The 26,565-nt window shown below is 45.4% G+C and carries 26 protein-coding genes and 2 pseudogenes; 11 read left to right on the top strand and 17 right to left on the bottom strand.

Going from position 1 to position 26,565, the window contains the following annotated elements:
* Positions 1-352: 352 nt before the first annotated feature.
* From LC073_RS10700 to LC073_RS10690, 3 genes and pseudogenes are all read right to left on the bottom strand, one after another.
* Positions 353-1,036 (bottom strand): hypothetical protein, encoded by a 684-nt coding sequence (locus LC073_RS10700; RefSeq protein ID WP_226646853.1) that lies wholly within the window; start codon positions 1,034-1,036, stop codon positions 353-355.
* Between the two features lie 726 nt (positions 1,037-1,762).
* The gene (locus LC073_RS10695) at positions 1,763-2,419 is read right to left on the bottom strand and encodes a hypothetical protein (RefSeq protein WP_226646851.1); all 657 of its coding nucleotides are present in this window, start codon (positions 2,417-2,419) and stop codon (positions 1,763-1,765) included.
* Between the two features lie 637 nt (positions 2,420-3,056).
* Positions 3,057-3,220 (bottom strand): annotated as a pseudogene (locus tag LC073_RS10690) (IS481 family transposase); the annotation flags it as partial.
* A 256-nt stretch (positions 3,221-3,476) separates the two neighbouring features.
* Here LC073_RS10690 and LC073_RS10685 point away from each other — a divergent pair.
* Positions 3,477-3,851, top strand: a pseudogene (locus LC073_RS10685) (transposase); the annotation flags it as partial.
* A 126-nt stretch (positions 3,852-3,977) separates the two neighbouring features.
* Here the strand turns inward: LC073_RS10685 and LC073_RS10680 are convergent.
* From LC073_RS10680 to LC073_RS10670, 3 genes are all read right to left on the bottom strand, one after another.
* Positions 3,978-5,120: an IS30 family transposase gene (locus tag LC073_RS10680; protein WP_226646849.1), complete on the bottom strand. Its 1,143-nt coding sequence runs from the start codon at positions 5,118-5,120 to the stop codon at positions 3,978-3,980.
* Between the two features lie 186 nt (positions 5,121-5,306).
* A complete protein-coding gene (locus LC073_RS10675) occupies positions 5,307-6,758 on the bottom strand; it encodes a DEAD/DEAH box helicase (protein WP_226646847.1) in 1,452 nt (483 codons plus the stop codon).
* 5 nt (positions 6,759-6,763) lie between these two features.
* Positions 6,764-7,300, bottom strand: coding sequence for a hypothetical protein (locus tag LC073_RS10670; RefSeq protein WP_226646845.1), 537 nt, complete (start codon positions 7,298-7,300; stop codon positions 6,764-6,766).
* 58 nt (positions 7,301-7,358) lie between these two features.
* Here LC073_RS10670 and LC073_RS10665 point away from each other — a divergent pair, with 58 nt between their 5' ends.
* The 3 genes from LC073_RS10665 to LC073_RS10655 all read left to right on the top strand — a co-directional run bounded on the left by LC073_RS10665 (position 7,359) and on the right by LC073_RS10655 (position 10,242).
* Complete coding sequence (locus tag LC073_RS10665) at positions 7,359-7,616, top strand: helix-turn-helix domain-containing protein (protein ID WP_226646843.1); 258 nt, start codon at positions 7,359-7,361, stop codon at positions 7,614-7,616.
* Positions 7,617-8,637: 1,021 nt separating this feature from the next.
* Positions 8,638-8,799, top strand: a complete 162-nt coding sequence (locus LC073_RS10660) for a hypothetical protein (RefSeq protein WP_226646841.1) — start codon at positions 8,638-8,640, stop codon at positions 8,797-8,799.
* Positions 8,800-9,702: 903 nt separating this feature from the next.
* Positions 9,703-10,242 carry a Dps family protein gene (locus tag LC073_RS10655; RefSeq protein ID WP_226646839.1) on the top strand — a complete coding sequence of 180 codons (540 nt, stop codon included), beginning with the start codon at positions 9,703-9,705 and terminating at the stop codon, positions 10,240-10,242.
* A 153-nt stretch (positions 10,243-10,395) separates the two neighbouring features.
* Here LC073_RS10655 and tnpA read toward each other — a convergent pair whose 3' ends face one another.
* Complete coding sequence (gene tnpA / locus LC073_RS10650) at positions 10,396-10,830, bottom strand: IS200/IS605 family transposase (protein ID WP_226646837.1); 435 nt, start codon at positions 10,828-10,830, stop codon at positions 10,396-10,398.
* 262 nt (positions 10,831-11,092) lie between these two features.
* On the bottom strand, positions 11,093-12,001 hold the full coding sequence (locus LC073_RS10645; RefSeq protein ID WP_226646835.1) for a LysR family transcriptional regulator: 909 nt from the start codon (positions 11,999-12,001) through the stop codon (positions 11,093-11,095).
* Between the two features lie 276 nt (positions 12,002-12,277).
* Here LC073_RS10645 and LC073_RS10640 point away from each other — a divergent pair, with 276 nt between their 5' ends.
* The 3 genes from LC073_RS10640 (at position 12,278) to LC073_RS10630 (ending at position 15,145) form a co-directional block, all read left to right on the top strand.
* Entirely contained in the window at positions 12,278-13,249 is a 972-nt protein-coding gene (locus LC073_RS10640; RefSeq protein ID WP_226646833.1) for an LLM class oxidoreductase, read from the top strand.
* 9 nt (positions 13,250-13,258) lie between these two features.
* Positions 13,259-14,077 (top strand): SDR family NAD(P)-dependent oxidoreductase, encoded by an 819-nt coding sequence (locus tag LC073_RS10635; RefSeq protein WP_226646831.1) that lies wholly within the window; start codon positions 13,259-13,261, stop codon positions 14,075-14,077.
* Positions 14,078-14,152: 75 nt separating this feature from the next.
* Positions 14,153-15,145: a zinc-dependent alcohol dehydrogenase family protein gene (locus LC073_RS10630; RefSeq protein WP_226646830.1), complete on the top strand. Its 993-nt coding sequence runs from the start codon at positions 14,153-14,155 to the stop codon at positions 15,143-15,145.
* Positions 15,146-15,194: 49 nt separating this feature from the next.
* Here LC073_RS10630 and LC073_RS10625 read toward each other — a convergent pair whose 3' ends face one another.
* The 3 genes from LC073_RS10625 to LC073_RS10615 form a co-directional block, all read right to left on the bottom strand.
* Positions 15,195-16,514 (bottom strand): alkaline phosphatase family protein, encoded by a 1,320-nt coding sequence (locus LC073_RS10625; protein WP_226646828.1) that lies wholly within the window; start codon positions 16,512-16,514, stop codon positions 15,195-15,197.
* A complete protein-coding gene (locus LC073_RS10620) occupies positions 16,468-16,821 on the bottom strand; it encodes a hypothetical protein (RefSeq protein ID WP_226646826.1) in 354 nt (117 codons plus the stop codon). Before LC073_RS10620 ends, LC073_RS10625 begins: the two co-directional genes overlap by 47 nt.
* 229 nt (positions 16,822-17,050) lie before the next feature.
* Positions 17,051-17,947, bottom strand: coding sequence for a LysR family transcriptional regulator (locus LC073_RS10615; RefSeq protein ID WP_226646824.1), 897 nt, complete (start codon positions 17,945-17,947; stop codon positions 17,051-17,053).
* 97 nt (positions 17,948-18,044) lie between these two features.
* Here LC073_RS10615 and LC073_RS10610 point away from each other — a divergent pair, with 97 nt between their 5' ends.
* The gene (locus tag LC073_RS10610) at positions 18,045-19,022 is read left to right on the top strand and encodes an SDR family oxidoreductase (RefSeq protein ID WP_226646822.1); all 978 of its coding nucleotides are present in this window, start codon (positions 18,045-18,047) and stop codon (positions 19,020-19,022) included.
* Positions 19,023-19,150: 128 nt separating this feature from the next.
* Here LC073_RS10610 and LC073_RS10605 read toward each other — a convergent pair whose 3' ends face one another.
* Positions 19,151-19,552: a RidA family protein gene (locus LC073_RS10605; RefSeq protein WP_226646820.1), complete on the bottom strand. Its 402-nt coding sequence runs from the start codon at positions 19,550-19,552 to the stop codon at positions 19,151-19,153.
* A gap of 237 nt (positions 19,553-19,789) precedes the next feature.
* Positions 19,790-20,269, bottom strand: coding sequence for a nuclear transport factor 2 family protein (locus tag LC073_RS10600; protein ID WP_226646819.1), 480 nt, complete (start codon positions 20,267-20,269; stop codon positions 19,790-19,792).
* A 139-nt stretch (positions 20,270-20,408) separates the two neighbouring features.
* Here LC073_RS10600 and LC073_RS10595 point away from each other — a divergent pair, with 139 nt between their 5' ends.
* The gene (locus LC073_RS10595; protein WP_226646818.1) at positions 20,409-20,816 is read left to right on the top strand and encodes a winged helix-turn-helix transcriptional regulator; all 408 of its coding nucleotides are present in this window, start codon (positions 20,409-20,411) and stop codon (positions 20,814-20,816) included.
* A 164-nt stretch (positions 20,817-20,980) separates the two neighbouring features.
* On the opposite strand, the gene LC073_RS10590 is transcribed toward LC073_RS10595, so the two are convergent.
* Both LC073_RS10590 and LC073_RS10585 read right to left on the bottom strand, forming a co-directional pair.
* A complete protein-coding gene (locus tag LC073_RS10590) occupies positions 20,981-21,802 on the bottom strand; it encodes an alpha/beta fold hydrolase (protein WP_413231445.1) in 822 nt (273 codons plus the stop codon).
* A gap of 182 nt (positions 21,803-21,984) precedes the next feature.
* Positions 21,985-22,413 carry an organic hydroperoxide resistance protein gene (locus tag LC073_RS10585; protein ID WP_226646817.1) on the bottom strand — a complete coding sequence of 143 codons (429 nt, stop codon included), beginning with the start codon at positions 22,411-22,413 and terminating at the stop codon, positions 21,985-21,987.
* A 126-nt stretch (positions 22,414-22,539) separates the two neighbouring features.
* Here LC073_RS10585 and LC073_RS10580 point away from each other — a divergent pair, with 126 nt between their 5' ends.
* On the top strand, positions 22,540-23,364 hold the full coding sequence (locus tag LC073_RS10580; protein WP_226646816.1) for an AraC family transcriptional regulator: 825 nt from the start codon (positions 22,540-22,542) through the stop codon (positions 23,362-23,364).
* Between the two features lie 288 nt (positions 23,365-23,652).
* Here LC073_RS10580 and LC073_RS10575 read toward each other — a convergent pair whose 3' ends face one another.
* On the bottom strand, positions 23,653-24,621 hold the full coding sequence (locus tag LC073_RS10575; protein ID WP_226646814.1) for an alpha/beta hydrolase family protein: 969 nt from the start codon (positions 24,619-24,621) through the stop codon (positions 23,653-23,655).
* A gap of 199 nt (positions 24,622-24,820) precedes the next feature.
* Between LC073_RS10575 and LC073_RS10570 the strand changes: the two genes are divergently transcribed.
* A complete protein-coding gene (locus LC073_RS10570; protein WP_226646812.1) occupies positions 24,821-25,438 on the top strand; it encodes a TetR/AcrR family transcriptional regulator in 618 nt (205 codons plus the stop codon).
* A 95-nt stretch (positions 25,439-25,533) separates the two neighbouring features.
* Here LC073_RS10570 and LC073_RS10565 read toward each other — a convergent pair whose 3' ends face one another.
* On the bottom strand, positions 25,534-26,271 hold the full coding sequence (locus tag LC073_RS10565) for an Asp/Glu racemase (protein ID WP_226646810.1): 738 nt from the start codon (positions 26,269-26,271) through the stop codon (positions 25,534-25,536).
* Between the last annotated feature and the right edge of the window lie 294 nt (positions 26,272-26,565).

Genomic DNA, 26,565 nt, shown 5'->3' with positions numbered 1-26,565 from the left:
TGGCTGACAATACGGTTCATTTGCTCATGTTTTGGAAGGTGAATTTAGTGCGAATCGTTCCGTAAGCCCTTATTACACTGTACTGGAGGCTGGTGTTTGGTTTTTTTCAGGGTCGACTAATTATGAATCGCCCAGGAGGCCATATATATAAAACGGGTTAATAAGAGACTCATGTGGTCATATTCAACCGAAAAAGTTAATTTAACTGTCTGCAATAGCAGGATAAAAATACCGCTTTCTTTTATAAAGCTCTGATTAATTTACCCTTCAAAATAAAACCTCCCAATACTTTTGGCATTGGGAGGTATAGTATTCCTTGGTTTCAAGTAATAACTGCCATCTATTTATCCACTTATACTATTTTATCAAGCTCATCTCCATTGATAATAGCAGCTTCCATCATTCTATAAGTTTCAAATAATTTCTCTGTCTTATCAATGCTTTCTTCAAATCTAGTTAATACTTTACTATAATCATTTGCTCTTAGATCTACAGACTTACAACCTTCGAAAAATTTCATATCTTTCCTAAGGTTCGATATATACTCTTTTGATACCTCAACAATTCCTTTCTGTGACAATTCACCAGAATCTATTAGTTTACTCACCTCAAAGATTAAAGGTTCGATTGCGTTTCGTTTCAAATTATTAAAATCCGACGTTAAAGCCCTCGGGTAAGCTTTTTCGCCCTTCACATCATCTAAACGAGCTCTCGTGTAATTGATAAACTCTTGAATTTTTCCCACAAAAGTTATTGGGGTCTCGGTTTTTTCCGCAGAATATTTTGCTTCCTTATCCCCTAAATTCACGCACCTAACAGGAAAATGAATATTTGCATTCTTTAATTGTTCTGTCGATGCATGCGTTTTCGACTTGGGAGTATGGTTCCTGGAAGGTAGTAGTTTACTGAGATATTTTGTTATTATTGCGTGAACTTTGCCTATTAAACTTTTCGATTCGCTAGTTTTGTCAACCTTGCGTTCTTCCGCTCTCCTCTTGCTCCCATCGGCTCCAGCAGTTTGATAGATAGTGGTCATATTCAATTAATCCTGGATGCTACTTGAAACCAAGAAAACTAACCAAAGTTAAGCAATTAATCTTTCAATTTGCGACTTAAAAATATAAGATATGGGCAATTTTAATAAGGGGGCCCCTGAATAATTCCATAATACTTCTGTGCGGCCTTCAAGGCCCGCCCTTCGGGGGTTTACAGGGCGATTCACACTCTGTATTACGCCTTCTTAGATGGTCTAGACATTCCAAGAAGCCGCGCCTTGATTGTGTCGGTTCTGAAAGCCAAAGGCATCATGGAATGATTAAGGGTTCACCGATAGGTATTGGTAACGAAGACATTATATTTTGATGATAAACCGAGCAGCGCTGTTCGGTTGAGTAACGTTGAGTTAAGCAACGGCATGCGCATTCATATCCCTATCGTGTTGTCTAAGGCCGATAGGCGATCATCTGGCTGCCGAAAACAATCTTGCCGAGCAATCCATACATGCCACCGCCTGCTGCACAAGCACTGCTTGCTTGCCGGTTCGGTAATGCGGCGGGACTCTGCAGAAAACCCAGGGGGCACTCATAGAGAACCCACACCGATCTGGGGTGCCACCAGATCGCTTGCGATGATCACGTGCTTTCTAGAACAGCCGCACAGGCTCACTACCACCCAACACGAGCGTACCACCATCCCCGCTCAGGCTGACCGGTACACCAAAAATGATGCCCGAAGCCTCCGCATTGCTCGCCTTCAAGTAGGCCTACTGCGTCCACTGTCCCACTGCATCGCGCACAAACACATACGCCGCACTATAAAGGTCTGCGCTGTTATCGGTCTCATCGCCATTGACGCCTTGGGCTGCGCTTCTTTCACGACTCGTACCAACCATCAGGGTGTGGCCATCGCCACTAAGACTCGTCGAAACACCAAATGCATCACCAGCTTCCGTGAGATTGCCACTCAGTTGACCGATGCTTTGGTTGGTGCCGTCGTCGACGAATACTGTGTTATAATCCACACACTCCACCTCATTACAGGCTTGCACTAAATAACTGGCGTTCATCCGTGCAAAGAGCGGTACGATTAAGTCCGTTTGGGTGCTGTCTACACTCAAGGCTTCTTGAACCACCGTTAAGCCCGATAGGCCGTCTGGGTTTTCCAGCAGTTGGTAATGCGTGACGTTCACTGTGTCTTTAGGGGTCCATTCAAACCGAAACACTTTGTTCGGCTCAAAGCGAAGGGTTAGGTCGTCGATGGCCTGGCGCAGGATAGGTGCTTTTTCGTTACCGGCTGCTTCTTCAGCAACACCCACTCGATCATCAACAGTGTCTGACTGGCTCCCATCCGAGCAGGCCGCTAGACAGAGGCCCAACAACAACGGGAGATATTTCATCAGCGGGAGGCATTTCATCGACATCGACACCGAATTACTCCTATTTCCTCTCCAGGGAACCTTTGAATGATTCCGTAATAGCTCTGCGGTTCTTGAAGGTTGCAGATATTAGCCGCAGTCTCTGCCAATGGCCCTGGCCCTTTGCAAGAGCTACAACGCAGTAGTTGGGGTTAAGAGGCTCCCCAGAAAGAATTTTGTAAGTGTGGGGTTAATTTTCGGTTTCAACTGTAATGTTTTCTTTTAGAATTGATATCAATATTGGGCATATTTTTTTATATCTTGGTTTCAACTATTAAGTGCAATCCTTTTATACCGCAAGCAGATCATCTTACAGCCCCATAAATAGTTCATTTGTATTAGTTCAGACCAAATCTGAAACATTCTCTTGAAAAAGAAAGGCTTACAGGTTTTGATGAAGGTGCCTAAACCTAGAAGCAAAACCAAGGATAAACCCCATGAACATTCGGTGACCTTCCACCCCGGCTCGCTCTTGGCCTACTGTTTAGCTTTAGATCATAAACATGGTGGAAGCTTATTGGGTGGACAGATAAAACTCTTTAAACTTGATCTGGCAGAACATCTCCTCAAACGAGTATCTGTCAAATTAAATTTGAGCTAATTTCTATTCCGTCCAAATTAGTTTCCCTCCTAGTAGCGTTTCTTATGGCGTCCTGCCAAAACACACCTTCCCTGATTATCTCGTTCATTGTTGTTGTAAATCATCCATTCGTCCAAATCTTTTGAAGCTATTCCAATGATTGGTAAAGCTTCTTCTGGAACGCCACTTGATAAAAACTCCTGTAAAATCGTTCTATGGAAATGTTCACCTTATATCTATTCGATCAGCAGAAACCCACCCACTTTACTGTATTTATTGATGATTACTTCGGGCGTCAGTCACACTGATAGCTGAGGCTTACAGCAGTTTGAATACCTTCTTTCCGCCATATTGGTTACCCTAGGTCTGTAAGTATTCAATCCACGGGGCAACCCGCTGAATATTGAGAGATGAGTTGTCATCGACGAAGGTAGTGTTCAGAATTCTGTGTCATTTCTTTACTATTAAAAAAAGAGATAACCCATGACCAAACCTACTTTCGATATGGATGCCGCGGTCAAACCTTTGCGTGAGGGTAAAGACCTCAGTGGCAAAGATGGCACCCTCACCCCTCAACTCACTGAAGCTGCCACGAAAGCGGAGCTGGAAGAGCACCTCGCCAGCGAGGACAAGCCCAACCGAAAGAATGGCACCACCTCGAAAACCATGAAAAGCCCCGCTGGCAGCTTCGAACTGCAGACGCCGCGGGATCGCGCTGGAACCTTCGAGCCTCAAATCGTCGGTAAGTATCAAACTCAGCTTACCGACGAACTGGAAGGCAAGATCATTGCCCTGTTTGCCCTGTTTGCCCTGAGCAACAGCTATCAGGACATCCGCACACATATTGCCGATATCTATAGCTACTATTACTTACCTGCATCACCCGGCAGAGCACTCTAACTTGAAAGCTACTTTGCTGCCTCTTAATAAAGCTGTACTTTATTTCATTTCTTTCGCAAAGAAGGTGCTTGTAGGTTCAACCTGTCAAGGCAACACCTGTTTAATAACCTGCTTTGTTGTCGCAAAGTTCAGTGTTTTTCTTGGTCTGCTATTAAGCTCGTTAGCAACTTGATTGAGTTTCCTCTGAGTATGCTGCGCCAAGCATGTCTTTTTTGGAAAGTACTGACGGATTAAGCTGTTGGTATTCTCATTCGTTCCCCTTTGCCAGGGGCTCTGAGGATCGCAGAAGAAGACAGGAACACCTGTATTTTCCGTAAATTCAGCGTGCTTCGCCAGCTCCATTCCTCGGTCCCACGTCAGTGATTGGCAAAGCTCTTTTGGCAGTTTTTTAAACTTAGCAACAAGCGCCTGGTTCACAGAAGTCGCATCTTTCCCTTTCAACTTAAGAATGATCGTATACCGCGATTTTCGATCAACAAGCGTGGCAATATGAGTGTTGTTTGAACCTGACACTAAGTCACCCTCCCAATGACCTAAAACACATCGTTCTTGTATCTCCTGAGGACGCTCTCTTATCGATGTACCGTTGACGATGTTGATAGTACCGCGCTCGCCTTTACGTGAATGTTGTTTGCTGTGACGAAGACTGTGAGAGCGACGCAAATGCTTTACTAGCTTATGATGAAGTGCTGAACGCACACGGAAGTACAGTGTTTTATAGATAGTCTCTGCTGATATCTTCATTGATTCATCAGCCTGATATGTCTTCCGTAACCAACCCGATATCTGCTTTGGTGACCAGTTCAACTCTAATTTTTCCAAAACAAGCTTCTTTAGCCTCGGGTTTTGCTCCAGCAAATACGGTTTGGGACGCCTTGCCATCCGTTTTGCACGGTTGTTTGCGTCTACTGCTTTATAGTATCGTCGCCCCTGATTTCTCTGAATCTCACGTGAGATTGTGGATGGATTCCGATTCAAGGAGCGAGCGATTGCTCGAATACTTTGTTTTGCAGAAAGACCTGCACGTATTTCCTCGCGTTCGGCTAATGTGAGGTGTTGAGGAGATAGCTTTCTGGGTATTGGTTTAATTCCGCCAGTATCTCTCAAAACAGTAAAAATGGTTCCTGGCTTAGAATCTATGGCATTGGCAATTTCACTAAAGCCAATGCCCTTTTTCCAAACGTCGAAAATCCACTCTTTTTCTTCTGCTGTAAATATGCGCTTCATTCAATGTTCCCCCGATAGGCCATATTCCTACAGGGGTGTTGCACTGATCAATTGAATCTACACTGGCCTTTTTTAGGATTTCTTTCTCCATTCGCAACAGCTTGATTTCGCGTCGCAGCCGTACCAATTCAGCGCATTCGCCCTCACCCTCCCCTACTCTTTTCCAGCCCCTTCCATTTCAAATTATTAGACCGGAGCCTGAAATCTTTCAGAGCGGTTCCGGTAACTGTCAAGATCGGACCCGTTTATGTCCATTAATTTTTGAATAAAGTATCCGGAAATATTGATACAAGCTTCATAGGATTGTGCCAGAGTAGATTGTGAGCCGACCAGTTCTATAGGAAGGCTCTCCCCAGCTGCAGCGGTATTGATATCTATCTCTGAACTGATCTCCGAAGCTTCCCACTCACGCTCTCTTGTCTGTGAGGTTGAATCAACAGAGACGTCGGTTGTAGATTGAATGGCGCTGTATGTCAGGATATCGGTTTCGGGAATATCTTCCGATACTCGTAAGGCACACTCAATCAGTGTCGGGTCAGCCGGCATAAAAAAATAGCCTTTCTCTCCCCTTTGGCCCGTAGTACGAAGAATACGTCCGAGTACCTGGCGGAAATAGAGTTCCGTCTTGACGCGTGTCAGATAGCAGCAAACCTGTAGCCGTGGCAGGTTGGTGCCTTCGCTAATCATGCCAACAGAAATAATCCATTTACTGGTGCTATCACGGAATTGACGGATGGTCGCCAGCGGATTGTCATCGACATAGGTGGCGATCACTGCTGTTTCATTGAGCTCTGATTGAAGAAGAAAGGCTATTCTTCGTGCATGAGAAACAGATGTTGTAACTATCAACCCCCCAGCATTGGGAGCCGCTTTCCTTAAGTTATCGAGTTGTTGAGCCGCTCGGTGCAGAACTTCGATGATAAGAACTTCGTTATCTAAAAGGTCCTGGTAACTGCAATCTGACTGTGTCAATAGATCTTTGAATGACGAGTAGCAATGGCTCTTCGAGCCTTCGGTTACCTGAATAGAAGAGTTATCGATAGCAATGATACTAGGCTCTCTGCAGACATTGTCAGTGATGGCCTGTCCCAGTCCATAACGGTAGTCGCAATGTACCCTACCCGTCTCCCTACAGTAGTCTGCCAATACGATGGGGATATTATCAGACCTCCACGGGGTGCCCGTCAGTGCTAACGAATAAGCTGACTTTCCGCTGATATAGCGATATATGGTTTCTCCCCAGCTATTGCTATTACCTTCTTCCATAGCTGCACAATGGTGGATTTCGTCAAATATTACGAAAACTCGATGATTCTCCAAGATTTGCCAAAATGAAGTATCCAAAGAAATCATGGCCTGATAGGTCAAAGAGCAACCATCATCACCGAGTTGTCCACTTAACCTTTTACCTGTCTGTGCTTCAAGCTCTTTCTGGAAATCCTTAGCTACAACAATTGCTGGGGAAAAGCACATCACCATGTCGATCATTCCCGCATCAAACAGACGCTTGGCCAATAGTGCAGCCATAATCGTTTTCCCTGCACCAGGGGTGGCAAGGCACATGAAGTGATTAATACCTGAAGTATATTGACTATAGGCCTGAGAGATGGCTTTGGATTGCCAGCGACGTAGCTCCATTGAAATTAAAGGCTAGCTCTAGGATCGAGCAGTGACTCGATTGCTCTAACTTTCCCGAGAGTTTTGGCATATTCTTCCCGGGTTTGATCATACTTCTTTTGAATTGCTTCTTTTAGGCTGGGCTGCACTTTGGCGATAGCCTCATACTCTTCGAGGGCCCCCGCTGAAGACAGCAAATCTGTACGATATTTGTTCAACTTTAATTTTAGAGTATGAACGACTCCCTCGGGCAGCAGCTTGCCTGCTTGTTCGGGTGTCGCTTCTACATGCTGTCTTACGGAGGGTCTAGAATCCAGCCGGGTTAGATCTTTTATTCGATATTCGATTGGATGTAGCTTCCCAGTATCTACTCTTTCCAGGACTCCATGCTCTTCAAGCTTACGTAAATGCCGCTTCACTAACTGGCTAGTAAGATTCTTGGGCTTAGAATCATCACCAGTCAGCTGCAGGTAGGCGTCCCTAAAACGGGAAACAGAAAAAGTATCAAAATCCCCTGTCTTCAAAAGTGAGACGAATTCAGGCTTAACCCTCAAAGCTTTCATAGTACATCTAGCTGTCTCGAATTTCGCGCCATTGTACTTCGTCTCTACCATCGAGACAATGAAGTCCTCCCCCTACTCACCTGATGCTGAAAAGCTCCGCAAATGGCTCAAGCAAAAACGCGAAGAGCGGGGGCTCTCTATCCGTGCTGCGGCTGCAATGCTAGGGCGTCACCATTCGATCATCGGCAAGATCGAGCAGGAGCGTAAAAAGATCGATATCCTTGAGTTCGTCGAATACTGTGCAGTCCTGAATGCCGACCCCCATGAAGGGCTAGATATACTGATTGACTCCCTTAAAAGCATGAAAAAGATATAGCTTTCTCCCCCCTACGCCTCAGCCAGCTCGAAAAAATCAAGACATCAAAAAAACAACAAGAAATAAATTTTTATACTCTTTTATAAAGTGAGGATAATAATCCTTTACCGCAAGGATAACTAAGTGTTTGTTTAGAATTCCCCTAATATGCTCGGTTAATATGATTTAACTTCCCTCCTGAAGTCGCTTCTTCTAAGCCGACGCCATTGAAAAGATGAAAACCAAAATCAAAAATGAGAGATCAAGATATTATAAATCAATAACTTAGCTTGTTTGGGCGGATTATTAACCACAGGTCGTCAAGGACCCGATTGTGGCATGAAGGCGATGAATTCTTACAAAACCCCTTAATAGGCTATTCGGGGCTGCCTTGGCAGATAATGGAGAGCAATTTTCAAGATATTGGCGATCTAGACTCGGCCCTTCGGTTGATCGCATATTAGATGCTCTATTAAAAGCCCTGCAAGGCACTTGATGCCAGCTCTATGCAACTTTGGGTGTGGCTGGGTCCAGAGTCGCAAGAAGCAGAACACAGCCCTACTGGCCGCCGTAACCCCTCGCGAGATAAAGACAGGGATAATTGGGCTCCCCCCTGTAACGTATTATCTCTCTTTTGAAATCATATGAAAATCAATGAGTTAAGACTTGTTTTGGAAGATTTTAGTGCGATTCCGACAGATTCTCTTGTTAGCGTCGCTGCCAGCTACGCTTAATTGTTTACTACCAAACGCGGGAACCGGATCAAGGTGCTTGTGCACGATGGCTTCGGCCTGTGGATCGCTCCCGGAACTCCCACCAGGGCGGCTATATCTGGGGCAAATCCTGGCGGGGTGAACGCCTTGCCCTGAGCACGGAGCGGTTGCAAGTCTTGGTGATCAGTTGGGGCAACATTTAGTCAATGCGGGTGCTCATACCAAACCGGTCCTTCATGACCTAATCGATTTTCTCGCTTGCTACCGTGCTAAAAGATACAGCAGGCTGAATGGCTCTAGTGGCGCCGGCGAGTCCAAAGCGCGTGAACATGACCGATTTCAACGCGGGCCACCGGCAACTGCTGGAGCGCCACTATGGCCGCGCCCTGCCCTTTACGGTCGTTGTAGATCGCGGTGGCGTGGAATCGGCGAGACTGCAAAGCATGCTGCAGGGATATTTGCCCTCAATTATTTATCCAACTTCCCGCTAAATGAAGAATTCGAAGCGCGAGGGCTCTGCCTCTGTAGCTACTCGGAAAGTAGCTATATCTACAGTGATGCGAGCTAGAGATATGCGGCAGAAATCTAATCGGCACTAGATGCTAATAATTATCATTAGCTATGGATTAATTCTGGGTTTTGTTTAGAATTTCCCATGGTTGAGGAAGGTCTAGGTGAAGATGCGGAAGACCTGAAGACAGCTACGGTGCACTGGCTGCGGCATACAGGTATCTCCGAAGATGTGAAATACCGCCCGCGAGAACATGTCCGAGATGACGCTGGTCATGCAAGTATGGCAACGACCGACCGGTATATTGATTCTGATATGCGTGAGAGACATGAAAGTGGGCGTAGTAAGCGAGTTAAAGAGTTAGAGTAATATAACCGCCCTACTCTCTATTTATTTGATGGCTCCCCCTGTTGGGGAGCGACCGGATAAATTGGCTGCATCTTACAAGGTTTCAAGGTTTACCCTTCCCAATCGGTTCAATGCCGGCCACTAAAATTTTTTTTATCCCAATACTCTTTCTAAGTTTGAAATAAGCTTTCAGGTATAAGAATAGAGACCTTCATGAGGTCGCATTTAAAATACAGCCTTCAAGGGCATTCTAGTCACTCATCACTAATATTAGGCTCCTTGCAGCCATTGTCAGAGATCGCTTGACCCAAGCCATAACAGTAGTCGCAATTTACCCTACCCGATTCCCTACATTAGTCTACCAATACGACCGGGATATTATCAGATCTCCACAGGGTATCCGTCAGTGCTGATCATTCAGACAGATCAATTCTATTTTGAATCGCAAGTCACCATATAGATGTCTAATCTAGTGCCAAGGTGACATTTACTCTCACTCTTCCCAGGCACTAGCCACAACTTTATGAGGCTTAATATGAGAAAAGCATCTGGTCAAACGGTAGGCTCAAAGGATCAATCCAGGCTCGCGGCGCCCACTGATTTGGGTGAGGACGCGAGGACCAGCATTACTACTGCAGTCAATACACTGCTAGCAGACACCTTCAGCCTTTACATGAAAACGAAGAATTTTCACTGGCATGTGAGCGGCCCGCACTTCCGAGACTACCATTTGCTTTTTGATGATCAGGCCAATCAAATATTTGAAATGACCGATTCTCTGGCAGAGCGTGTGCGTAAACTGGGAGGAACCACACTTCGATCCATTAGTCATATCGCCAAGCTGCAACGATCTTCAGATAATAATGCTGAGTATGTAGACCCACAGGATATGTTGATAGAGCTCGGAGAAGACAACAGGCAACTCATCGCCAATATGCGACAGGCGCATAAACTCTGTGATGAGCATCACGATATTGGTACTGCGAGCCTACTGGAAGAGTATGTTGATGAAGCTGAAAAGCGATCATGGTTCTTGTTTGAGGCTAGCCGTACTTCTAAGTTAACCCATCATTAGTTGCAGCTTTCAAGAATATTAATAGGTTATACGTTGTAATTTTTACCTGGGCTGGATGAAATGTAATGGTTCAGCCCAATCCGTTTTAAAGATCAACAATCAGCAACCACCCGCATAGCGGGTGGTATGGTGAAAGCCCCCAGAGGGGGCTATTTACAACCCCGCCAGTTGCATCTGCTCTTGCCGGCGTTTTACAACCTCTTGATTCTTGATGTACTCTCGAATCATCTGCTCATCAAGACCTACTGTACTCACGCAGTAGCCACGAGCCCAAAAATGTCTTCCTGTGAAATTTCTCTGCACATGCTTGTACTTCCGAAATATCTGGATCGCAGATTTCCCTTTCAGAAACCCAACCGTATTGGAAACACTTAATTTTGGAGGAATCATTAACAACATATGAATGTGATCCCTCATTGCGTATCCCTCGACCAACTCAATGCCTTTTTGACGACATAAGTCTCGGAATATTGCTCCAATCTCACGTCTCAATGCCCCAAATAACGCTTTCTTTCGATACTTGGGCACAAATACCACATGGTACCTGCAATAATGTTTCACGTGAGCTTGGCACTGCCAATCTCGCATATGGCCTCCTTAAAGAACTTGCCGGTTCATGGAGGCCATATTTTCACTCTGCACGCCGGAACGGCAGAGCCTTGTCAAGTCTCACCGCCTGAGGCGGTGGTTTACCTATTTGTTAATTAAATATCAGAAGTAAGTTATACGCACCGTTGCGAGTTACCTTTGAATTATTGAGTTCCTTAAATTGGGGGGTCACTAAATCAATCGGAAGAAATTTTACAGGGTTTTCCTGGCCCCCTGGGGATGACTAATAAGCATCGAATGCCTATCTCTCCCAAATCGGTGAATTGCCGATCTTTTCAACCAGGAAATCAATAAACACTCTAACTTTTGACGTCAACACATTAGATTTAGGGTAAACAAGCCAAATAGCTGCCTGGTCATCAATTCTGTAACCCGGTAACACACGAATCAATGTGCCCTCTTCTATCTCTGAGTGAATATTCCATAGAGAACTCATACAAATACCAACACCAGCCTTAGCCGCTATGCGCATGCTAGCACCATCATCGCAGATAACCCGTGATTTACCACTTGGTGGAGGAAATGAACCGGCTTGCTTATTATTTTCAGAGATCAATCTTCTAGGCTTCGAGTTCATAAAAACCAAAAGCTGATGCCTTACGAGGTCTTCAGGTGTTTCTGGAAAGCCATATTTTTTAAGGTAGTTTGGGGAAGCGCACAAAACCCTTTTATCTTCAGCAAGTTTTCTACCAATTAAACTGCTATCTTCAACCGCATAATTGCGCAGGGCTAAGTCAAAACCACCTTCGATTAGATTTACTTGCGTATCTGATAGCTTAAGCTCCACATTCACATCGGGATAGCGCTCAAGAAATTCGGGTAGGATTGGTGCGACAAAGCGCTGCACAAAGGTGCTTGACGCGGCAAATCTCAATGTTCCGCTAACATTTGAACTGCCTTTTCCAAGCGCTGCCAGAGCTGCGTCCTCTTGAGCGAGAATCTCCCTGGCGTAGGGAAGGAATTCCTCACCCTCTATCGATAAAGCGACCTTCCGGGTAGATCTATGAAAAAGATCCGCCCCTAATTGAAGCTCAAGCTTAGACAGGCGTGCACTGGCCACTGAGGGAGCTAGCCCGAGCTTACGCCCAGCAGAACTTATATTGAGCAGGTCTGCAGCCAATACAAAAAGCCTGATTCCACTTGTATCCATCCATTATATCCAAAATCAGAATTCTAAATCCGTTTATACAGCATTTATGCGGAATTACCAAAGTATTAGGCTATGTCCAGTTAATGAGGCCGTGTCATCAAGAACCTAGCGAACAGCTAGTGATTAGTGAATTTTTCGTTAATAGAGAGTATCAGCGGGTCAATTTTTCAACTCCATAGAGCTCCTTGGAAATCTGACCTCAGCAAACTTCAGCAATGAGGTGATTCATGACAATGGCCAAATCCGTAGTATCAACTTTGATGAAGGGGATGTTTAGTGAATACAAGCCATAAAGAGAAAGTTGAGTGCTTCCCCAGTATAAATACAGGCTTCAATAGCGTATTTAAGCCTGGAAAGCTTTCTATTGGCTTAGTCGTACCTATTGAAAACTACTCGACAAGCCCAGTCCCAACAATGGAAACACATGTAGAAAGAGTACGACTCGCTGAGGAGCTAGGATTTAGCGCCGTTTGGCTCAGAGATGTGCCATTCAATGTGCCTTCATTTGGTGATGCAGGCCAAATTTTTGACCCTTTCGTCTATCTTGGATTACTTGCAGGATCTACTTCAAAGATTGCCCTAGGTGTAGCCAGCCTTATTCTGCCACTGCGTCACCCTGCACATGTTGCAAAAGCTGCCACATCGGTTGATCTACTCTCTGGAGGACGTCTTATTCTCGGCGTTGCCAGCGGTGATCGCCCTGAGGAATATCCAGCGATGAATGCTTCATATCCAGACAGAGGAAAACTATTCCGGGAGAGTTATGAATACATTCGCAAAATTACTGCCCCCTACCCTAAATTTGAAAGTGCCTTTGGAACAGTATCTGGTGAAATAGACCTATTGCCAAAGCCACAAGGTACCCAGTTACCATTACTAATAACCGGATCTTCCCAGCAACCTCCAAATTGGTTAGCAAACAACGGCGACGGATGGATTACATACCCACGAACACTCGCGCAACAAAAAGATTTTATCAAGCAACTAAGAGTAAGTAGAGATGAATATCTATCGAATAAACCTATCATGGAACCCCTTTATATAGACATTATGGACGACCCAAATTACCCGCCACAACAATTACACTTGGGGTATCGACTCGGTATTAACCAATTAGGTAAGTATTTGAGATCAAGAGAGACTATTGGCATCAACCACATTGCCCTTAATCTTCGCTTTAACAGTCGAAATGTGGAAGAAACACTTCAAGAAATAGCAACCATGATTCTTCCAGAATTCAATGGGTAGGACTAAAAAATGGCAAAGACAATTCTGCTAACAGGTGCAACTGACGGCATCGGCTTAGAAACAGCAAAGCTATTAGCATCAAAAGGACACACTTTACTACTGCATGGAAGAAGTAAATCGAAACTAAAGAATATCAAAGATAGGCTTTCCCAGGACTATCCAGATACCAATTTAGATATATTTCTTGCAGACCTTTCCAGCCTGTCAGAGGTTGAAGCCTTGGCGTCTCAAATCAAAAGCCGCTATTCAAGTATTGATGTACTTATTAATAATGCGGGCGTCTTCAAAACGGACAATCCCACAACCGATGCGGGTTATGATATTCGTTTTATTGTTAATACCATCGCTCCTTACCTGTTAACGAAGCGACTTTTACCTTTATTTAATACCGAGGGCCGCATTATCAATTTATCTTCTGCCGCTCAAGCGCCTGTTAATCTTCAGGCTCTCAAAGGGGAGCAGACTCTATCTGATAGTGATGCTTATGCCCAAAGTAAATTGGCTATCACCATGTGGACATTTCAACTAGCAAAATCACTTGGTGACAATGCACCAGCATTAATCGCAGTCAACCCTGCATCATTTCTTGGTAGCAAAATGGTAAAAGATGCTTATGGATCATTAGGAAGAGATTTAAGTATTGGTGCAAATATATTAGCCAGAGCGGCATTGAGCGATGAGTTCTCAGGAAGTTCTGGTAAATATTTTGACAATGACCTGGGTAATTGGTCGCCACCACACCCCGACGCTCTGGATGAGAGTATGAATATATCACTCATCGAAGAGATTAAGAATATTGTAAATAAACTGGGAATAAAAAATGCCTAAATACGAAATATGACCAGTTCATCCTACCAACTAGATTCATATCATTCATCCCAAGTATTTGTGTGAGAACTTAACATGAAAGCAATGATCGTATACACCTTTGGTGGACCAGAGGTATTTGAAAAGGCAGAAGTAGCTAAGCCAACCATTAAGGCTGGGCATGTACTCGTTAAAATTGCAGCGACCAGTGTCAATACAGTAGATACGATGATTCGTCAAATGGGCAAGGAACTACCAATCTCCCCCCCTGCCCCCGCAATACTAGGTATGGATTTCGCCGGTACTATCGAAGAAGTTGGTGAAGGTGTGAGCGAATATAAAGTAGGCGATGAAGTCTATGGGTGTGCTGGTGGGCTAGCTGATCTACCAGGGACTTTGGCTGAATATATGGTTGCAGATGCAAACTTAATTGCATTAAAACCAACCAATTTAACTATGCGTGAAGCTGCGGCTTTACCACTAGTTGGAATCACTGCCTATGAGGGGCTGCAACGGGCCGGCATTAAAGCAGGCCAAAAGGTGCTTGTTCATGGTGGCTCAGGTGGGGTTGGTCATATAGCTCTGCAATTGGCCAGACATTTCGGCACTGATGTATTTTCTACCGGCGGTGGTGAAGCACAATTGAACCTAATCAAAAAACTTGGCGGAATACCCATTAATTATAAAGTTGAGTCGGTTGAAGAGTATGTACAGGAACATACCAGCGGTGATGGATTTGATATAGTGTTCGACTCCGTTGGAGGTCCAAACATGTCAAAGTCATTTGAGGCATCTGCACTCAATGGTCAAGTAGTGTCAACCGTTGCTTTGGTTGAACTCGACTTAACAACGGCTCATTTCAAGGGGCTATCTCTACATGTTGTATTTATGCTGATTCCAATGCTGCATAATTTTCACCGAGAAAAACATGCACTGATTTTAAAGGCCTTGAAATCTATCGTTGAAGAGGGTGACCTCAAGCCTGTGCTTGACGATACATCCTATAAATTAGAAGAGATTGGCAAAGCTCACGAGCGGCTGGAAAGTGGTAAGGCGATGGGCAAAATCGTAGTCACTATTGACTCGTAAAATTATTGAGGAGATTTCTAAATCTCAGAAAGCGGGACTTAAAGATTTGTTATTTTTTCAATAGGCCTAGGTCCCGCTTTATCTCATTAAACTCAACAAGGGCTTCATACACGGTCATCGCTCCGATTTCTTTTGCTTCACGAGTCACCCCTATCTTTAAATGTCTTGCGTGTTGCACAAATATGCGCTGAAGCTCATTCAGTGGTTGGTGCAAATTCGTATTTTCTTCTGTGCTTCTTGTCACAGGCCGTGGTTTCGTAACAGGCCAGTTATCTTGAGCACGCGGTTCTGATCGGTTAAATATGCCTTTCAGCGATGGTGCGGTCCTGTCACGCTGGGTCAAATGGCCAAGATTCCATTTAAGCTCCATCGTTTTAAGCAGTGAGGTATGCTGCAGGGGATAACTGAAGACTGTTCCGGGTTCAATATAAGCCGAGATCACAATTGCCGGCACACGAAGTCCCAGGCGATTAAATGCAAAACCCATCTCACCATGGTTAGCGTGCTGCCAATCTGGGGAGACTGTTGATGGCGGAGAGATATGGTCATAACAGCCTCCATGTTCATCGTAAGTAATCAGCAGTAAAGTGTTTTGAAAATTACTACCCGAAAGGTTATCGGAGCGTCGAATTGCATCGTAAACCTGATGAACTAAAAGCTCGCCAGCCAAAACAGACGAGGGCCCTCCATTAATCGCTGTAGCAGTCTGGATTGGCGGATGTTGATCATTGTGGTCATGGAAGAAACGAGGCTCAATAAAGCTATACTGTGGTAGTTTTCCCTGCTCTACCGCATGATAAAAATCCTCCATATTTTTAACATTCTGTCCGAACACACCCTTGATTTCTGGGTAATGGATCAGTTCGGTTAGTGGAAACGGATCCCTCTTATCGTGATAAATATTCCAAGATATCCCGTGTTTAATCATGCGGTTAAACACGGTTTCCTGTTTTACTTTCAGCCACTTGGAAGTAGGGGTATTAAGCACTAAACCACCGGAACCAGCGGCATGAAAAAAACTACGATTACTCCAGGTTCCACTTGGCACATCGCAAAACCAATGGTCACAGACAGCAAATGATTTTGCCAGTGTGCTGATTACAGGTACTGTTTCTGGCGGAAAGCATTGCATTATGATTTTGTAATCGTCATAGTCCGGCTCGCGATTCAATACTTGGCGACAGACCGAGATATAGTCTTCTACAAACCCATTCATGGGGGCTTGTGAAGGTTGTGTTTTCAATAAGTTATAGGGAGCCTTTATATCAGAGTCGATGGCTTTGTGATTGGATTTGGGGACAGTTGTGCCATAAAGCTGTGTATTAACGCGCGGAAACGTTTCTCCAGGATCGGGGTTTGGAAAGTCCATAGTGAAGCATTTTTCCAAAACAATATTTTTTTTTTGCGTCTTTGGCGTTATCAGGAATAGGATTTGACAGATTTTTTCCACTGACGCCCTCAAAGCCAGCGTTCTCTTCAGGGCCATACAAATAGCCTAGTAAATTGTCAAAGGAGCGGTTTTCAAGCATCAATACCACAATATGATCAAACTGGGGAAAAGCATCCGCTGCCTTCGACATTTGCATTAGCCCGAGCGCGCGAAGTGGGATAATTGCAAATATTGATGATAAGCCCAGTAATTTCAGGAACTCCCTTCTCAACAGATCAACTTTCATGATACTTGCCTTATCCTTTTAGTTAAAAAAACTCAATTCTTTGCCTGATACAAAGTATATAGTTCACAGGCTTTATCTGGTCGTGACATTTACTCAGATTGATCCCCTTCTACAATAATGTTTTTAGAAGAATCAATATTGATGATATTCATCGCTAGGTTAACATGAGAAATTTTTTCTAAATCCAGCGATATTTGCAAACTTCCCAGAGAATTATTCCAAATACACTTCACGCTAAAGCCAAATATTGCTGCAACCCGGCTGACAAGGCATTGAAAACTGCACGGCAAGGTGCACTGTTACGCAGGTCTTCATGCATAGTCACCCAGGTATCCAGAGGCAGTGAGAAATATGTGGGTAGAACCCTTATCAGCTTTTCGTCCTGCTTAGCTAGCGGTATCTGACAGCCCCCGATTCCGATGCCGGCACGTATCATCGCTAATTGGGCAAGATCACTGTCAGCACTCACAGAAAATTTCTCGCGATTAAACTCTGAAGGTAAGGACTTGCCTGCCTGCCGAATAAAATCGGTCTGCTGGTCGAAGCCGAGTAAGACATGCCCTGCCAACTCCTGCGGATTTTTTGGGCAACCATGACGGTTTATGTAGTCCTCTCGGGCGAAAAGACCGACTTCTATTAAACCGATCCGCCGAGCTATTAGCTGTTTTTGCTTGGGCCGAAACATGCGCACAGCGATATCGGCTTCACGGTGCAGTAAATCCTGGGGCTGGTTAGATAACACAAGTTCCAGTTTGAGGGCCGGGTAATCGTTACGCAAAAGAGCGAAAATTGCCGGCAATACCTCAACCCCCACAACCTCACTGGCGGTAACACGTACTTTGCCATGTACCCCCATACCTTGATTGGCTGCAGAACGGCGCATTGCCGCGGCGCTACTAGCCATTTCCTCCGCATGGACACGCAGAGTCTCGGCCGCTTCGGTTGGCACTAGTCCTCCCTGTGAGCGGACAAATAAGGTAAGTTGGAGTGACTTCTCCAATGCCTCAATGTGTCTTCCTACAGTGGGTTGGGTCACACCCATGATTCGAGCAGCGGCAGACAGGGAGCCCTCCTGCAGAACTCTGAGAAATGAACGGTAGTGTTCCCAGTCAATATCTTTTGTCATAAATAAATGTATAGCTGCTGCACAAGATTGGCTAATTCCGTTTAGCTTAACGTGCCCTTAAGCTGTTATCAAAGGAACAGATCTGAGGAGACAAGTAATGGAGAAGACCGTACTGGTCCTTGGCGCAACAGGCGGCATTGGTGGTGAAGTGGCACGTCAACTACGAGATTCTGGTTGGGAGGTGCGAGCCCTGCAACGCAACATCGCCGCCCCCATAGAACAGCGTGAAGGAATCACTTGGTTGAAAGGCGACGCGCTCGATGCTACCGATGTCGAATCTGCTGCTGAAGGTTGTGAAGTGATAGTGCACGCCGTCAATCCGCCAGGCTACCGCAACTGGGCCGGCCTAGCGCTCCCGATGTTGGATAATACTCTCGCAGCGGCCAAGAAGATGAACGCTACCATTCTATTGCCCGGTACCGTCTACAACTATGGGCCCGACGCCTTTCCCTTACTAAAGGAGAGCACCCCGCAGTGTCCGCAGACGCGCAAAGGCGCCATTCGTGTCGAGATGGAGCGGCGCCTACGCAACTATGCAAAAAATGCAGGTATACAGGACGGGGCGCGGGTTCTGATAGTTCGCGCCGGCGACTTTTTTGGTCCTCGAGCTGGCAACAGCTGGTTTTCCCAGGGTCTCGTAAAACCCGGTTGTGAAATTACCACTATCTACAATCCGGGCCTACATGGGGTAGGACATCAGTGGTCCTATTTGCCTGATGTAGCACACACGATGATGCTTTTATTGGAACGCAGAGCAACACTGGAAACCTTTGCATGTTTCCACCTTGCAGGTCATTGGGATACTGACGGAACTCAGATGGTGAAATCCATCCGCCGGGTAGCAGCGAGATACCTGGGTAGAGAGGCAAAAATCAGAGGATTCCCTTGGTGGCTGATTCGACTAATATCACCTTTCCAGGAAACTCTTCGTGAACTCGTAGAAATGCGCTATCTGTGGCAAGAGGCGGTACATATGGACAATAGAAAATTAATTTCCGTGCTAGGCCACGAGCCCCTAACACCTCTGGATATGGCCGTTGAGGAATCATTGAGAGGGCTCAGATGCCTATCTTGAATTGAGTGAAGAGCGCTGGCAATTCGCAGGACGTCAAGCTCAGCAAATCGTCCTGCGATTGACCACCATCGGAGGAGCGAGCTGACTGCGCAATATCCCTACAGCAATTCTTGCTCTACTCCTAACACTTAATCTGGTAACCGAACCACAAGTTCCAGTTCAACCTGAAGGTCAGGCGCAGCTAAAGCTTGAACACCAACCCCTGTAACACACGGTTGTGCGCCTTGAAAGGTTGATATAAATGTTGGCATAAGCTCTTCGAGTCTTTCTGGGGTAAGGTCAACAACATAGACCCTAGCGATTACAACGTCCTCTGGTTTTGCACCAACTGCATCCAATGCAGATAGGGCATTTCTTGAAACTATTTCCATTTGCCCAACCAAACTACTGGGCACAGGTTCATCGTTAGCCTGCCATGCAACTTGACCAGAGATATATGCCATACGACCAGGCTCAACAATGGAAATTTGTGAATACCCCATTTCGCCACTGTTGGGAAGTGTTTCCGGATTGATTCGTGTAATTGCCATGGATAATTTCACTCAAGGGAACATAAAAAAAGACCCTTAATAAGTTGGGCCAGGACTCCAAACTTCAATGCCCCGCATCCATTTGCATTATTGAACTGGAAGTTTCATATCACTCTACTTGACTAAGAATTTTTTGCGGCAGTTTTATGAATATTCACCTACAGAATATGACAGCATATGTCTATCTAGATAAACTATTTTTAAGCTAAATACGTTTTTGGAACAAATAAGATTGAATTAAAAAACACCATTTTTGTTTCGAACTCGACCACCAGAGACTAATGCATACAACCTCATTGAAAAGCTAATGCCTTGAATTGCATCCCAGTGTTCAACCAATTGACCATCTTTGACCCTCCACGTGTCGACGATATTAAAGCCTTGTGTGTCATCACCACGGTGCTTGGCTTTTAGCGTCGCATGTGAATGCAAAATAACGTATTCGCCATCCACATAAACGTGCTTAACTTCATAACTAAACTCTGGGGAGCTTTTAACCAGATCTCCCACGGTTTTCACCACGCCCTCAATACCATCGGCAATGTTTCGGTTGTGTTGCTTATAAGGCTGGCCCGTATATAGACGCGTGATTTCGTCAAAATTATGCGCATTCATAATCTGCTGTACGAACTCGACAACGAGTTTTGCATTCTCTCTGTCTGCAAAGCTCCAATGAGATTTCTCTAGGGCCTCAAAATCAATTTTTGGGAATGTCATCTTTTGCTCCTTGTAACCTGAATCAACGCTCAACCTGACCAGCAGGTCTTTATTTGTCTTGCAAAATGCAAGTTAATATATTTGCTTGCATTTTGCAAGCATATTAAGATTGGAAGCTAAATCAGGAGTGAGACTAAAAATGACACGACGGTCAAACTGCCCAATCTCGAATGTGTTGGATTTTGTAGGCGACAAATGGAGTTTGTTGATACTTCGTGATCTTATTTTTTTTGGGAAACGCTCGTATTCCGAGTTACAAAACTCAGATGAACGAATGGCAACGAATATCCTTTCCAGCCGCCTGGAGCGACTTGAAAAAGACGGGCTGATTACAAAGCGAGCAGATGTTAACGACAAACGAAAAAAGGTTTATGCGCTGACTCAAGCTGGCAAGGACATGTTACCTATCATGTTGGAAATGATTATTTGGAGTGGCAAATACGACCCTGCTACCAATGCCCCTGAACAATTAATCGACAGGGCAAAGAGTGACCGTGAAAAGTTAATAAGCGAATTATTGGAAAGCATAGAAAGTAAACACCCATAACACCTGACAACTTAAAACGCAGCCGAGAACTGTTCAGTAAGCTAGCGCCTTACTTTTGCTAAAGCTTTTTATACGGTGTTAAAGCTTTCTTAGACAGGACATAATAGTTTCAAATGGCTTTAAAGGCTGCCCCGCAAATCGCAGGGCAACCGTGAAAGATAAATTCAATCCTGCAGAAATTTCAACAAGTCCTGATTTACTCGATTTTTATGGGTGTCAACAAGACCATGTGGTGCCCCAGGGTAAATTACCAACTTAGCATTGGAGACCAGTTTTGCAGCGGCGCGAGCCGAATTGTCGACTGGTACAATTTGGTCATCATCACCATGCAAAATCAAAGTTGGTACATCAAATTTCTTTAAATCCTCACGAAAATCCGTCGCGGAAAAGGCAGCAATTGAATCGTAGGTATTTTTGTTTCCACCCTGCATACCCTGTGCCCAGAAAGACTGGATCAAGCCCTGCGAGGTCTCTGCACCTGGTCGGTTAAACCCATAAAATGGGCCCGATGCGATATCAAGATAGAGCTGAGAGCGATTCTCCATAGAGGCCTTGCGTATGCCGTCAAACACTTTGAGTGGTAATCCCCCTGGGTTGGACTTTGTTTGAAGCATAAAAGGCGTTACAGATGAAATAAGTGCTACCTTTTTAACACGCTTCGTACCGTGGCGACCTATATAACGTGCTACCTCCCCTCCGCCAGTTGAGAAGCCAACTAGGGTCACGTTTTTCAAGTCCAGTGCATCAAGGACAGCCGCCAGATCATCGGCATAATGATCCATATCATTACCTTCCCAAGGCTGGCTGGAGCGGCCGTGACCACGACGATCATGCGCCACAACGCGATAGCCCTTAGATGCCAGGAACATCATTTGTGACTCCCAGCTATCCGAGCTAAGCGGCCAGCCATGGCTGAAAGTGATGACCTCTCCATCCTTAGGGCCCCAATCCTTATAGTAAATCTGTACGCCGTCGCGCGTGGTGATGGTGCTCGCTGTTTTAGTGAGCGGCGCAACAGGGGTTGCTGGGTTGGAATTCAAACCGGCCAACGACGGCGTGGCGATGAGAGTGGTGAGAAAAGCCACTGCTAGCACGCTCAAATTGCGAGAAAGTAATTTCACTTTCTTACTCCTTTAAATTTGGGAAATAAATCGGTAACCAGGGTTACTCAATCGGTAAGCAATAAGTTCACATCAATATTGCCGCGTGTCGCATTCGAATATGGACAGACAATATGAGCCTTATCGATCAGTGCTAGCGCCTCTGGCTTTTGCAGCCCAGGCAGAGTTATGTGCAGCTCCACTTGGATGCCAAACCCTGTCGGAATTGGACCGATACCCACTTTACCTTTGATTTGTGCCCCAGCAGGAAGAGCAATTTTCTCCTGTGCTGAGACATACTTCAGTGCGCCTAGAAAGCACGCAGAGTAGCCCGCCGCAAATAGTTGCTCAGGGTTTGTACCTGGGCCACCTGCTCCACCCAATTCACGGGGGGTAGAGAGTTGGGCGTCGAGTGACCCATCCGATGATACTGCTCGGCCTTCACGACCTCCGGTTGCCGTGGCTTCGGCCGTATAGAGAATCTGTTCGAGTGACATATATTGACTCCTTGGTTCTATGGGGGCTAAAGGCGTTATGCCTGCTAGCGGGTTAAAATATATGTCCATTTTTCAGACGATATGTCACTATTAGTCCGCCAAAGTTAACCCAGAGTATCAAAATCAGTGGACAGACTGGCCGCACTCTTAGATCACTTCTCAATCACAGCGCGGGTGTTTAACACGGGGGCACTCTGTGGAATCAATGATTTGCCCGCCCAAGATGGTCACGGCCAACTGCATCTGGTCCGTCAGGGCCAGGTAGAAGTACGCCATAACGGCGTGCTAGCCGCCCAAGTCACAGAGCCCAGCCTTTTATTTTATCCGCGCCCACTCTCTCACCGGTTTATCACCGATCCTGAACAGGGGGCAGATTTTGCCTGCGCCAACCTCAGCTTCGATGGTGGCCAGTACAACCCTTTGGCGGTTGCGTTGCCGGCCTTTGTTTGTCTCCCACTCTCGGATCTGCCTGGTGCAAAACCCCTACTGGATTTGTTGTTTGAAGAAGCGTTCGCCCAAAACTGTGGTAGGCAAGCCATGCTAGACCGTCTCTTTGAGGTTGTACTGATTCAGGTGCTCCGCCACCTAATGGAGGATGGTCGAACACAGGCTGGCTTATTGGCAGGAATGGCTCATCCACGGTTACGCCTATCCCTCATTGCCATACATGAACGCCCCGCTCACAACTGGTCTCTTGAAGAACTGGCCAATCAAGCTGTTATGTCGCGCAGCGTGTTTGCCGAAACCTTTCGCAATCAAGTCGGCTGTACGCCTGGATCTTATTTACAACGATGGAGAATTACGCTCGTGCAACGCGCTTTGGAACAAGGTCGATCACTTAAACTGATCGCTGGTGAGGTTGGATATGGAAGTGAAGTTGCTTTATCGCGTGCATTTAGGTCCTGCGTAGGGCAATCACCACGAGAGTGGCTCAAACGGCAAACAAATTAGATAAAGGTTCTTCAGTTTGTTACTGGACATAACGATTACCCTAGGAACTATAAATTTTACCGTGAAGTTCCTGCGCTAATATTAAATCGGCAGTGAAGAGTATCTTTTGTTGGCACATATTAAGAACACATCCTTGTGCATTGACTAACCGTAGACGCCATGACTCACATGGTTATTGGTGAAGATTTTCTTTACACCTTAGATTCTCTTTCCAACTTATAAGAAACAAAGTGATAATCTTATTTAAGGGACTCTGCTATGCGGTATGGTTTATGGAGTTGTCCAACCCTACTTTTGATTTACACTTCCCAAGTGGCCAGCATGTTCCTCCAAAGCTTTACAGGCTTCCTGCCATGCTGGATTACCCTCGTTCAGGGCGGAATTTAGATAGGCCCAAGTCATACGTTGAGTAATTACCAATCGATCAGGATCTTCATCATCCGTTTCTTTAGCATCATAACCGGCAATACCACCAAGCCCATGTTTGGCACCAAAGAGGGTTAACAGGCTGTCACTACCAGGGCTTAAATGATAGGGATCGGCATGCCAATCCGCACCACGAATGGTTAAATGAGGATTAATATCCTGGTCCCCATAAACAACAAGTGTCTGCGTCACCAAGTAAGAGTAATCAGGATTTAGCTCTGAATAATGTTCCTGTGCAAACTCACTTAAATCACTACCGCCCTTTCCCGGAGCGGCTAGCAATATACCGGCCTTGATACGTGGCTCATAGGCACTGACCTCTTTTGCACTGTCATCCTTTGGATCGCTCAATCTAGCACCGAGCAACATACCAACGGTCTGGGCTCCTGCAGAGTGTCCAACCGCAGCGATTTTATTGTGGTCCAGACGCCCAGCAATCATTGGGATCTGTGCCTCTACTTCACTGAGATGATCAAGAATATGTTTTATCTCATCAATACGTGCCCGCCAAAACAGGGGGGCTCCTGGAGCATCGGGCGCTAAGCCCGCGATTTTTGAATTTGCCTGGGTAGGTTGAATAACCGCAAATCCATGCTCAGCATAAAAGTTAACTAGTGGTCCATAGCCATCCTTAGAGGGAAGATACAGAGAAGGACCGTGCCCATGGCAGAGTACAATAACCGGCAAGCCGGTTCCTTCTATAGGAGCGCTAATTCGCATTTCCAGCGGATGCCCCCTACCCGGCATTGACAGGTTTACTGAGCTGATGGACACAGCGGGAACACGTTTGCCAACCGGCAATAGGCGGGCCTTATCAATGAGATTGTTCATGGCAAGTCTCTATTTGTTTGTACAGTGACGTAATGCAGATGGGTCGAATATACTGGGCTAAATGGAACAAGGTTCAGGGTAATCGGATCAGTGTTCCACTTATCAGCTAGGAGTATGTGGAGCAATGTTCCGCTTGTCAAGCGGTGCTGAGCCTTTACCTTTGCCTTATCCAGATTATTGAGAGTTGTGAGAGCTAGGTTTGACTAAGCAAAAAGATGCAGTGAAAGTCTCAAAAGATGAAAAGAAACGCCCCCTGCGGGCCGATGCCCTCCGCAATGAGGATGCGGTGCTGCAAGCCGCCAAAGAGATCTTTTTGACCTCTGGTGTTAATGCTCCCGTCAGGGATATCGCAGCAAAAGCAGGAGTGGGTATCGGTACCCTATACCGCCGCTTCCCCCAGCGCTCGGACCTGGTGGCAAGCGTTTTTCGCCGGGAAGTGGACGATTGCGCCGCTAAAGCCACAACTCTGGCGACCGAAAATGCTCCCCTAAAAGCGCTAAAACTATGGCTAAAGTGCTATGTCGACTTTCTCGCAACCAAAAAAGGGCTTGCAGCAGCCCTACACTCTGGCGACCCCGCCTTCGAGGCTCTTCCAGCCTATTTTCGCGCAAACTTTGAACCAGCCCTGACCTCATTATTAATAGCTGCAAGAGATTCAGGAGAAATCAAAGAGGTTGTTGATCCCTATGATTTATTACGAGCAATTGGCAACTTATCTGTTACCAACAACGCCGATGATATAAAGCATACTTACCGTATTCTGGATTTACTGATTAATGGGCTGCAGTTTGAGAAAAAGACTTCCCGTGGCGTTTAAAACCAAAAGTGAATTGTAAAAACCCAATTCCATATGATGATCAGGTGACAATCGCAACTCTGTTAAAATCAGCTGTGAAATTTACATTCTGGTTATCATGAAAATAAAACACCCATATTGGGGATATGTGTATCAAGAGACAATTTACGTAATATTTGATATGCGGTAGCTGAAGAAGCGGAGATAACTGGCTGACCAATTGAATCTTCAACTGTCTGTATCACAGGTAAACTCGGCATTTGCACACAGGCAGAGATCACCAGACAATCTGCCGATTTGGTGTAAATTTCTTTAGCGTAGTCAATAAGCTTTTTAGGGTCCAATCGTCCTACTGCTTCATTATCCGTTACTGAAAGATTTTTATAACTGGCTATATTGATATTTTCATTCTCAATATACTCCAATACGATGCCAGTAAGGTCATCAGAATATGGACATATAAGACTGATTGACGCTACATTAAGTTGATGAAGTGTCTGGATAATAGCTCCTGCACTGGTAATAGTCTTCGCTTTCTTTCCCTGCTGATTAATGTGTTTAGCGATTGTCGATTCGAATTCTCTATGGTAACCAGGGCCAGCCGTCATCACAGCGACTAAGCATACGAAAACTATTATGTCTGGGGATATATCAAGCAGGTCATCCAAGGCATTGAACGTTCGGCTGCGCATAAACCCAAGCTCGCGTTGGGTCACATCTTTCATATGCACCCTTGCGGAATGAAAAGAAAGCTGGTCGGATAATACCCTTTCCCCACAACATAAAATTCTTGGTACTTCTATCTCCATGGTGACATTGGAGCTGGGCACAATCTGGCCAATTCTGTATTGCATGCACCCACCTCTTATACCAAATGACTGACATTAATTTACACAACATGAGGCCAAATAAGGGAAGGGAAAACTATGTGATTATAGTAGGGTTATAGGGTTTATATAGCTACCGGTGATAAGCAAACACCTGGTCGCATCGTGCCTGCTTGAGTATGGGTTGTTATTAGGTCAAAGACCTATTTAGAATCCAATTTAACTAATTACAAAAGTTAATAAGAGTAAGTTTCTAAAAATTTTTTAACGCCTCACTGTCGCCAAACGATAAATTAATTTTTGCCACATAGAATAAAAACA

It is taken from the genome of Microbulbifer variabilis, from assembly GCF_020524905.1.
GTDB classification, from domain to species: Bacteria; Pseudomonadota; Gammaproteobacteria; order Pseudomonadales; family Cellvibrionaceae; genus Microbulbifer; species Microbulbifer variabilis_A.
The sequence above is the reverse complement of the archived record's forward strand: the minus strand, read 5'-3'. Positions and strand labels throughout refer to the sequence as shown.

Coding starts and splice junctions, on each gene's coding strand:
- LC073_RS10655 (WP_226646839.1), top strand. CDS start 9,703: ATGAGAAAAGCATCTGGTCAAACGGTAGGCTCAAAGGATCAATCCAGG.
- LC073_RS10680 (WP_226646849.1), bottom strand. CDS start 5,120: ATGAAGCGCATATTTACAGCAGAAGAAAAAGAGTGGATTTTCGACGTT.
- LC073_RS10635 (WP_226646831.1), top strand. CDS start 13,259: ATGGCAAAGACAATTCTGCTAACAGGTGCAACTGACGGCATCGGCTTA.
- LC073_RS10630 (WP_226646830.1), top strand. CDS start 14,153: ATGAAAGCAATGATCGTATACACCTTTGGTGGACCAGAGGTATTTGAA.
- LC073_RS10700 (WP_226646853.1), bottom strand. CDS start 1,036: ATGACCACTATCTATCAAACTGCTGGAGCCGATGGGAGCAAGAGGAGA.
- LC073_RS10675 (WP_226646847.1), bottom strand. CDS start 6,758: ATGGAGCTACGTCGCTGGCAATCCAAAGCCATCTCTCAGGCCTATAGT.
- LC073_RS10565 (WP_226646810.1), bottom strand. CDS start 26,271: ATGCAATACAGAATTGGCCAGATTGTGCCCAGCTCCAATGTCACCATG.
- LC073_RS10575 (WP_226646814.1), bottom strand. CDS start 24,621: ATGAACAATCTCATTGATAAGGCCCGCCTATTGCCGGTTGGCAAACGT.
- LC073_RS10620 (WP_226646826.1), bottom strand. CDS start 16,821: ATGAAAGTTGATCTGTTGAGAAGGGAGTTCCTGAAATTACTGGGCTTA.
- LC073_RS10605 (WP_226646820.1), bottom strand. CDS start 19,552: ATGGCAATTACACGAATCAATCCGGAAACACTTCCCAACAGTGGCGAA.
- LC073_RS10660 (WP_226646841.1), top strand. CDS start 8,638: ATGACCGATTTCAACGCGGGCCACCGGCAACTGCTGGAGCGCCACTAT.
- LC073_RS10625 (WP_226646828.1), bottom strand. CDS start 16,514: ATGGACTTTCCAAACCCCGATCCTGGAGAAACGTTTCCGCGCGTTAAT.
- LC073_RS10595 (WP_226646818.1), top strand. CDS start 20,409: ATGACACGACGGTCAAACTGCCCAATCTCGAATGTGTTGGATTTTGTA.
- LC073_RS10585 (WP_226646817.1), bottom strand. CDS start 22,413: ATGTCACTCGAACAGATTCTCTATACGGCCGAAGCCACGGCAACCGGA.
- LC073_RS10600 (WP_226646819.1), bottom strand. CDS start 20,269: ATGACATTCCCAAAAATTGATTTTGAGGCCCTAGAGAAATCTCATTGG.
- LC073_RS10695 (WP_226646851.1), bottom strand. CDS start 2,419: ATGTCGATGAAATGCCTCCCGCTGATGAAATATCTCCCGTTGTTGTTG.
- LC073_RS10670 (WP_226646845.1), bottom strand. CDS start 7,300: ATGAAAGCTTTGAGGGTTAAGCCTGAATTCGTCTCACTTTTGAAGACA.
- LC073_RS10610 (WP_226646822.1), top strand. CDS start 18,045: ATGGAGAAGACCGTACTGGTCCTTGGCGCAACAGGCGGCATTGGTGGT.
- tnpA (WP_226646837.1), bottom strand. CDS start 10,830: ATGCGAGATTGGCAGTGCCAAGCTCACGTGAAACATTATTGCAGGTAC.
- LC073_RS10665 (WP_226646843.1), top strand. CDS start 7,359: ATGAAGTCCTCCCCCTACTCACCTGATGCTGAAAAGCTCCGCAAATGG.
- LC073_RS10615 (WP_226646824.1), bottom strand. CDS start 17,947: ATGACAAAAGATATTGACTGGGAACACTACCGTTCATTTCTCAGAGTT.
- LC073_RS10645 (WP_226646835.1), bottom strand. CDS start 12,001: ATGGATACAAGTGGAATCAGGCTTTTTGTATTGGCTGCAGACCTGCTC.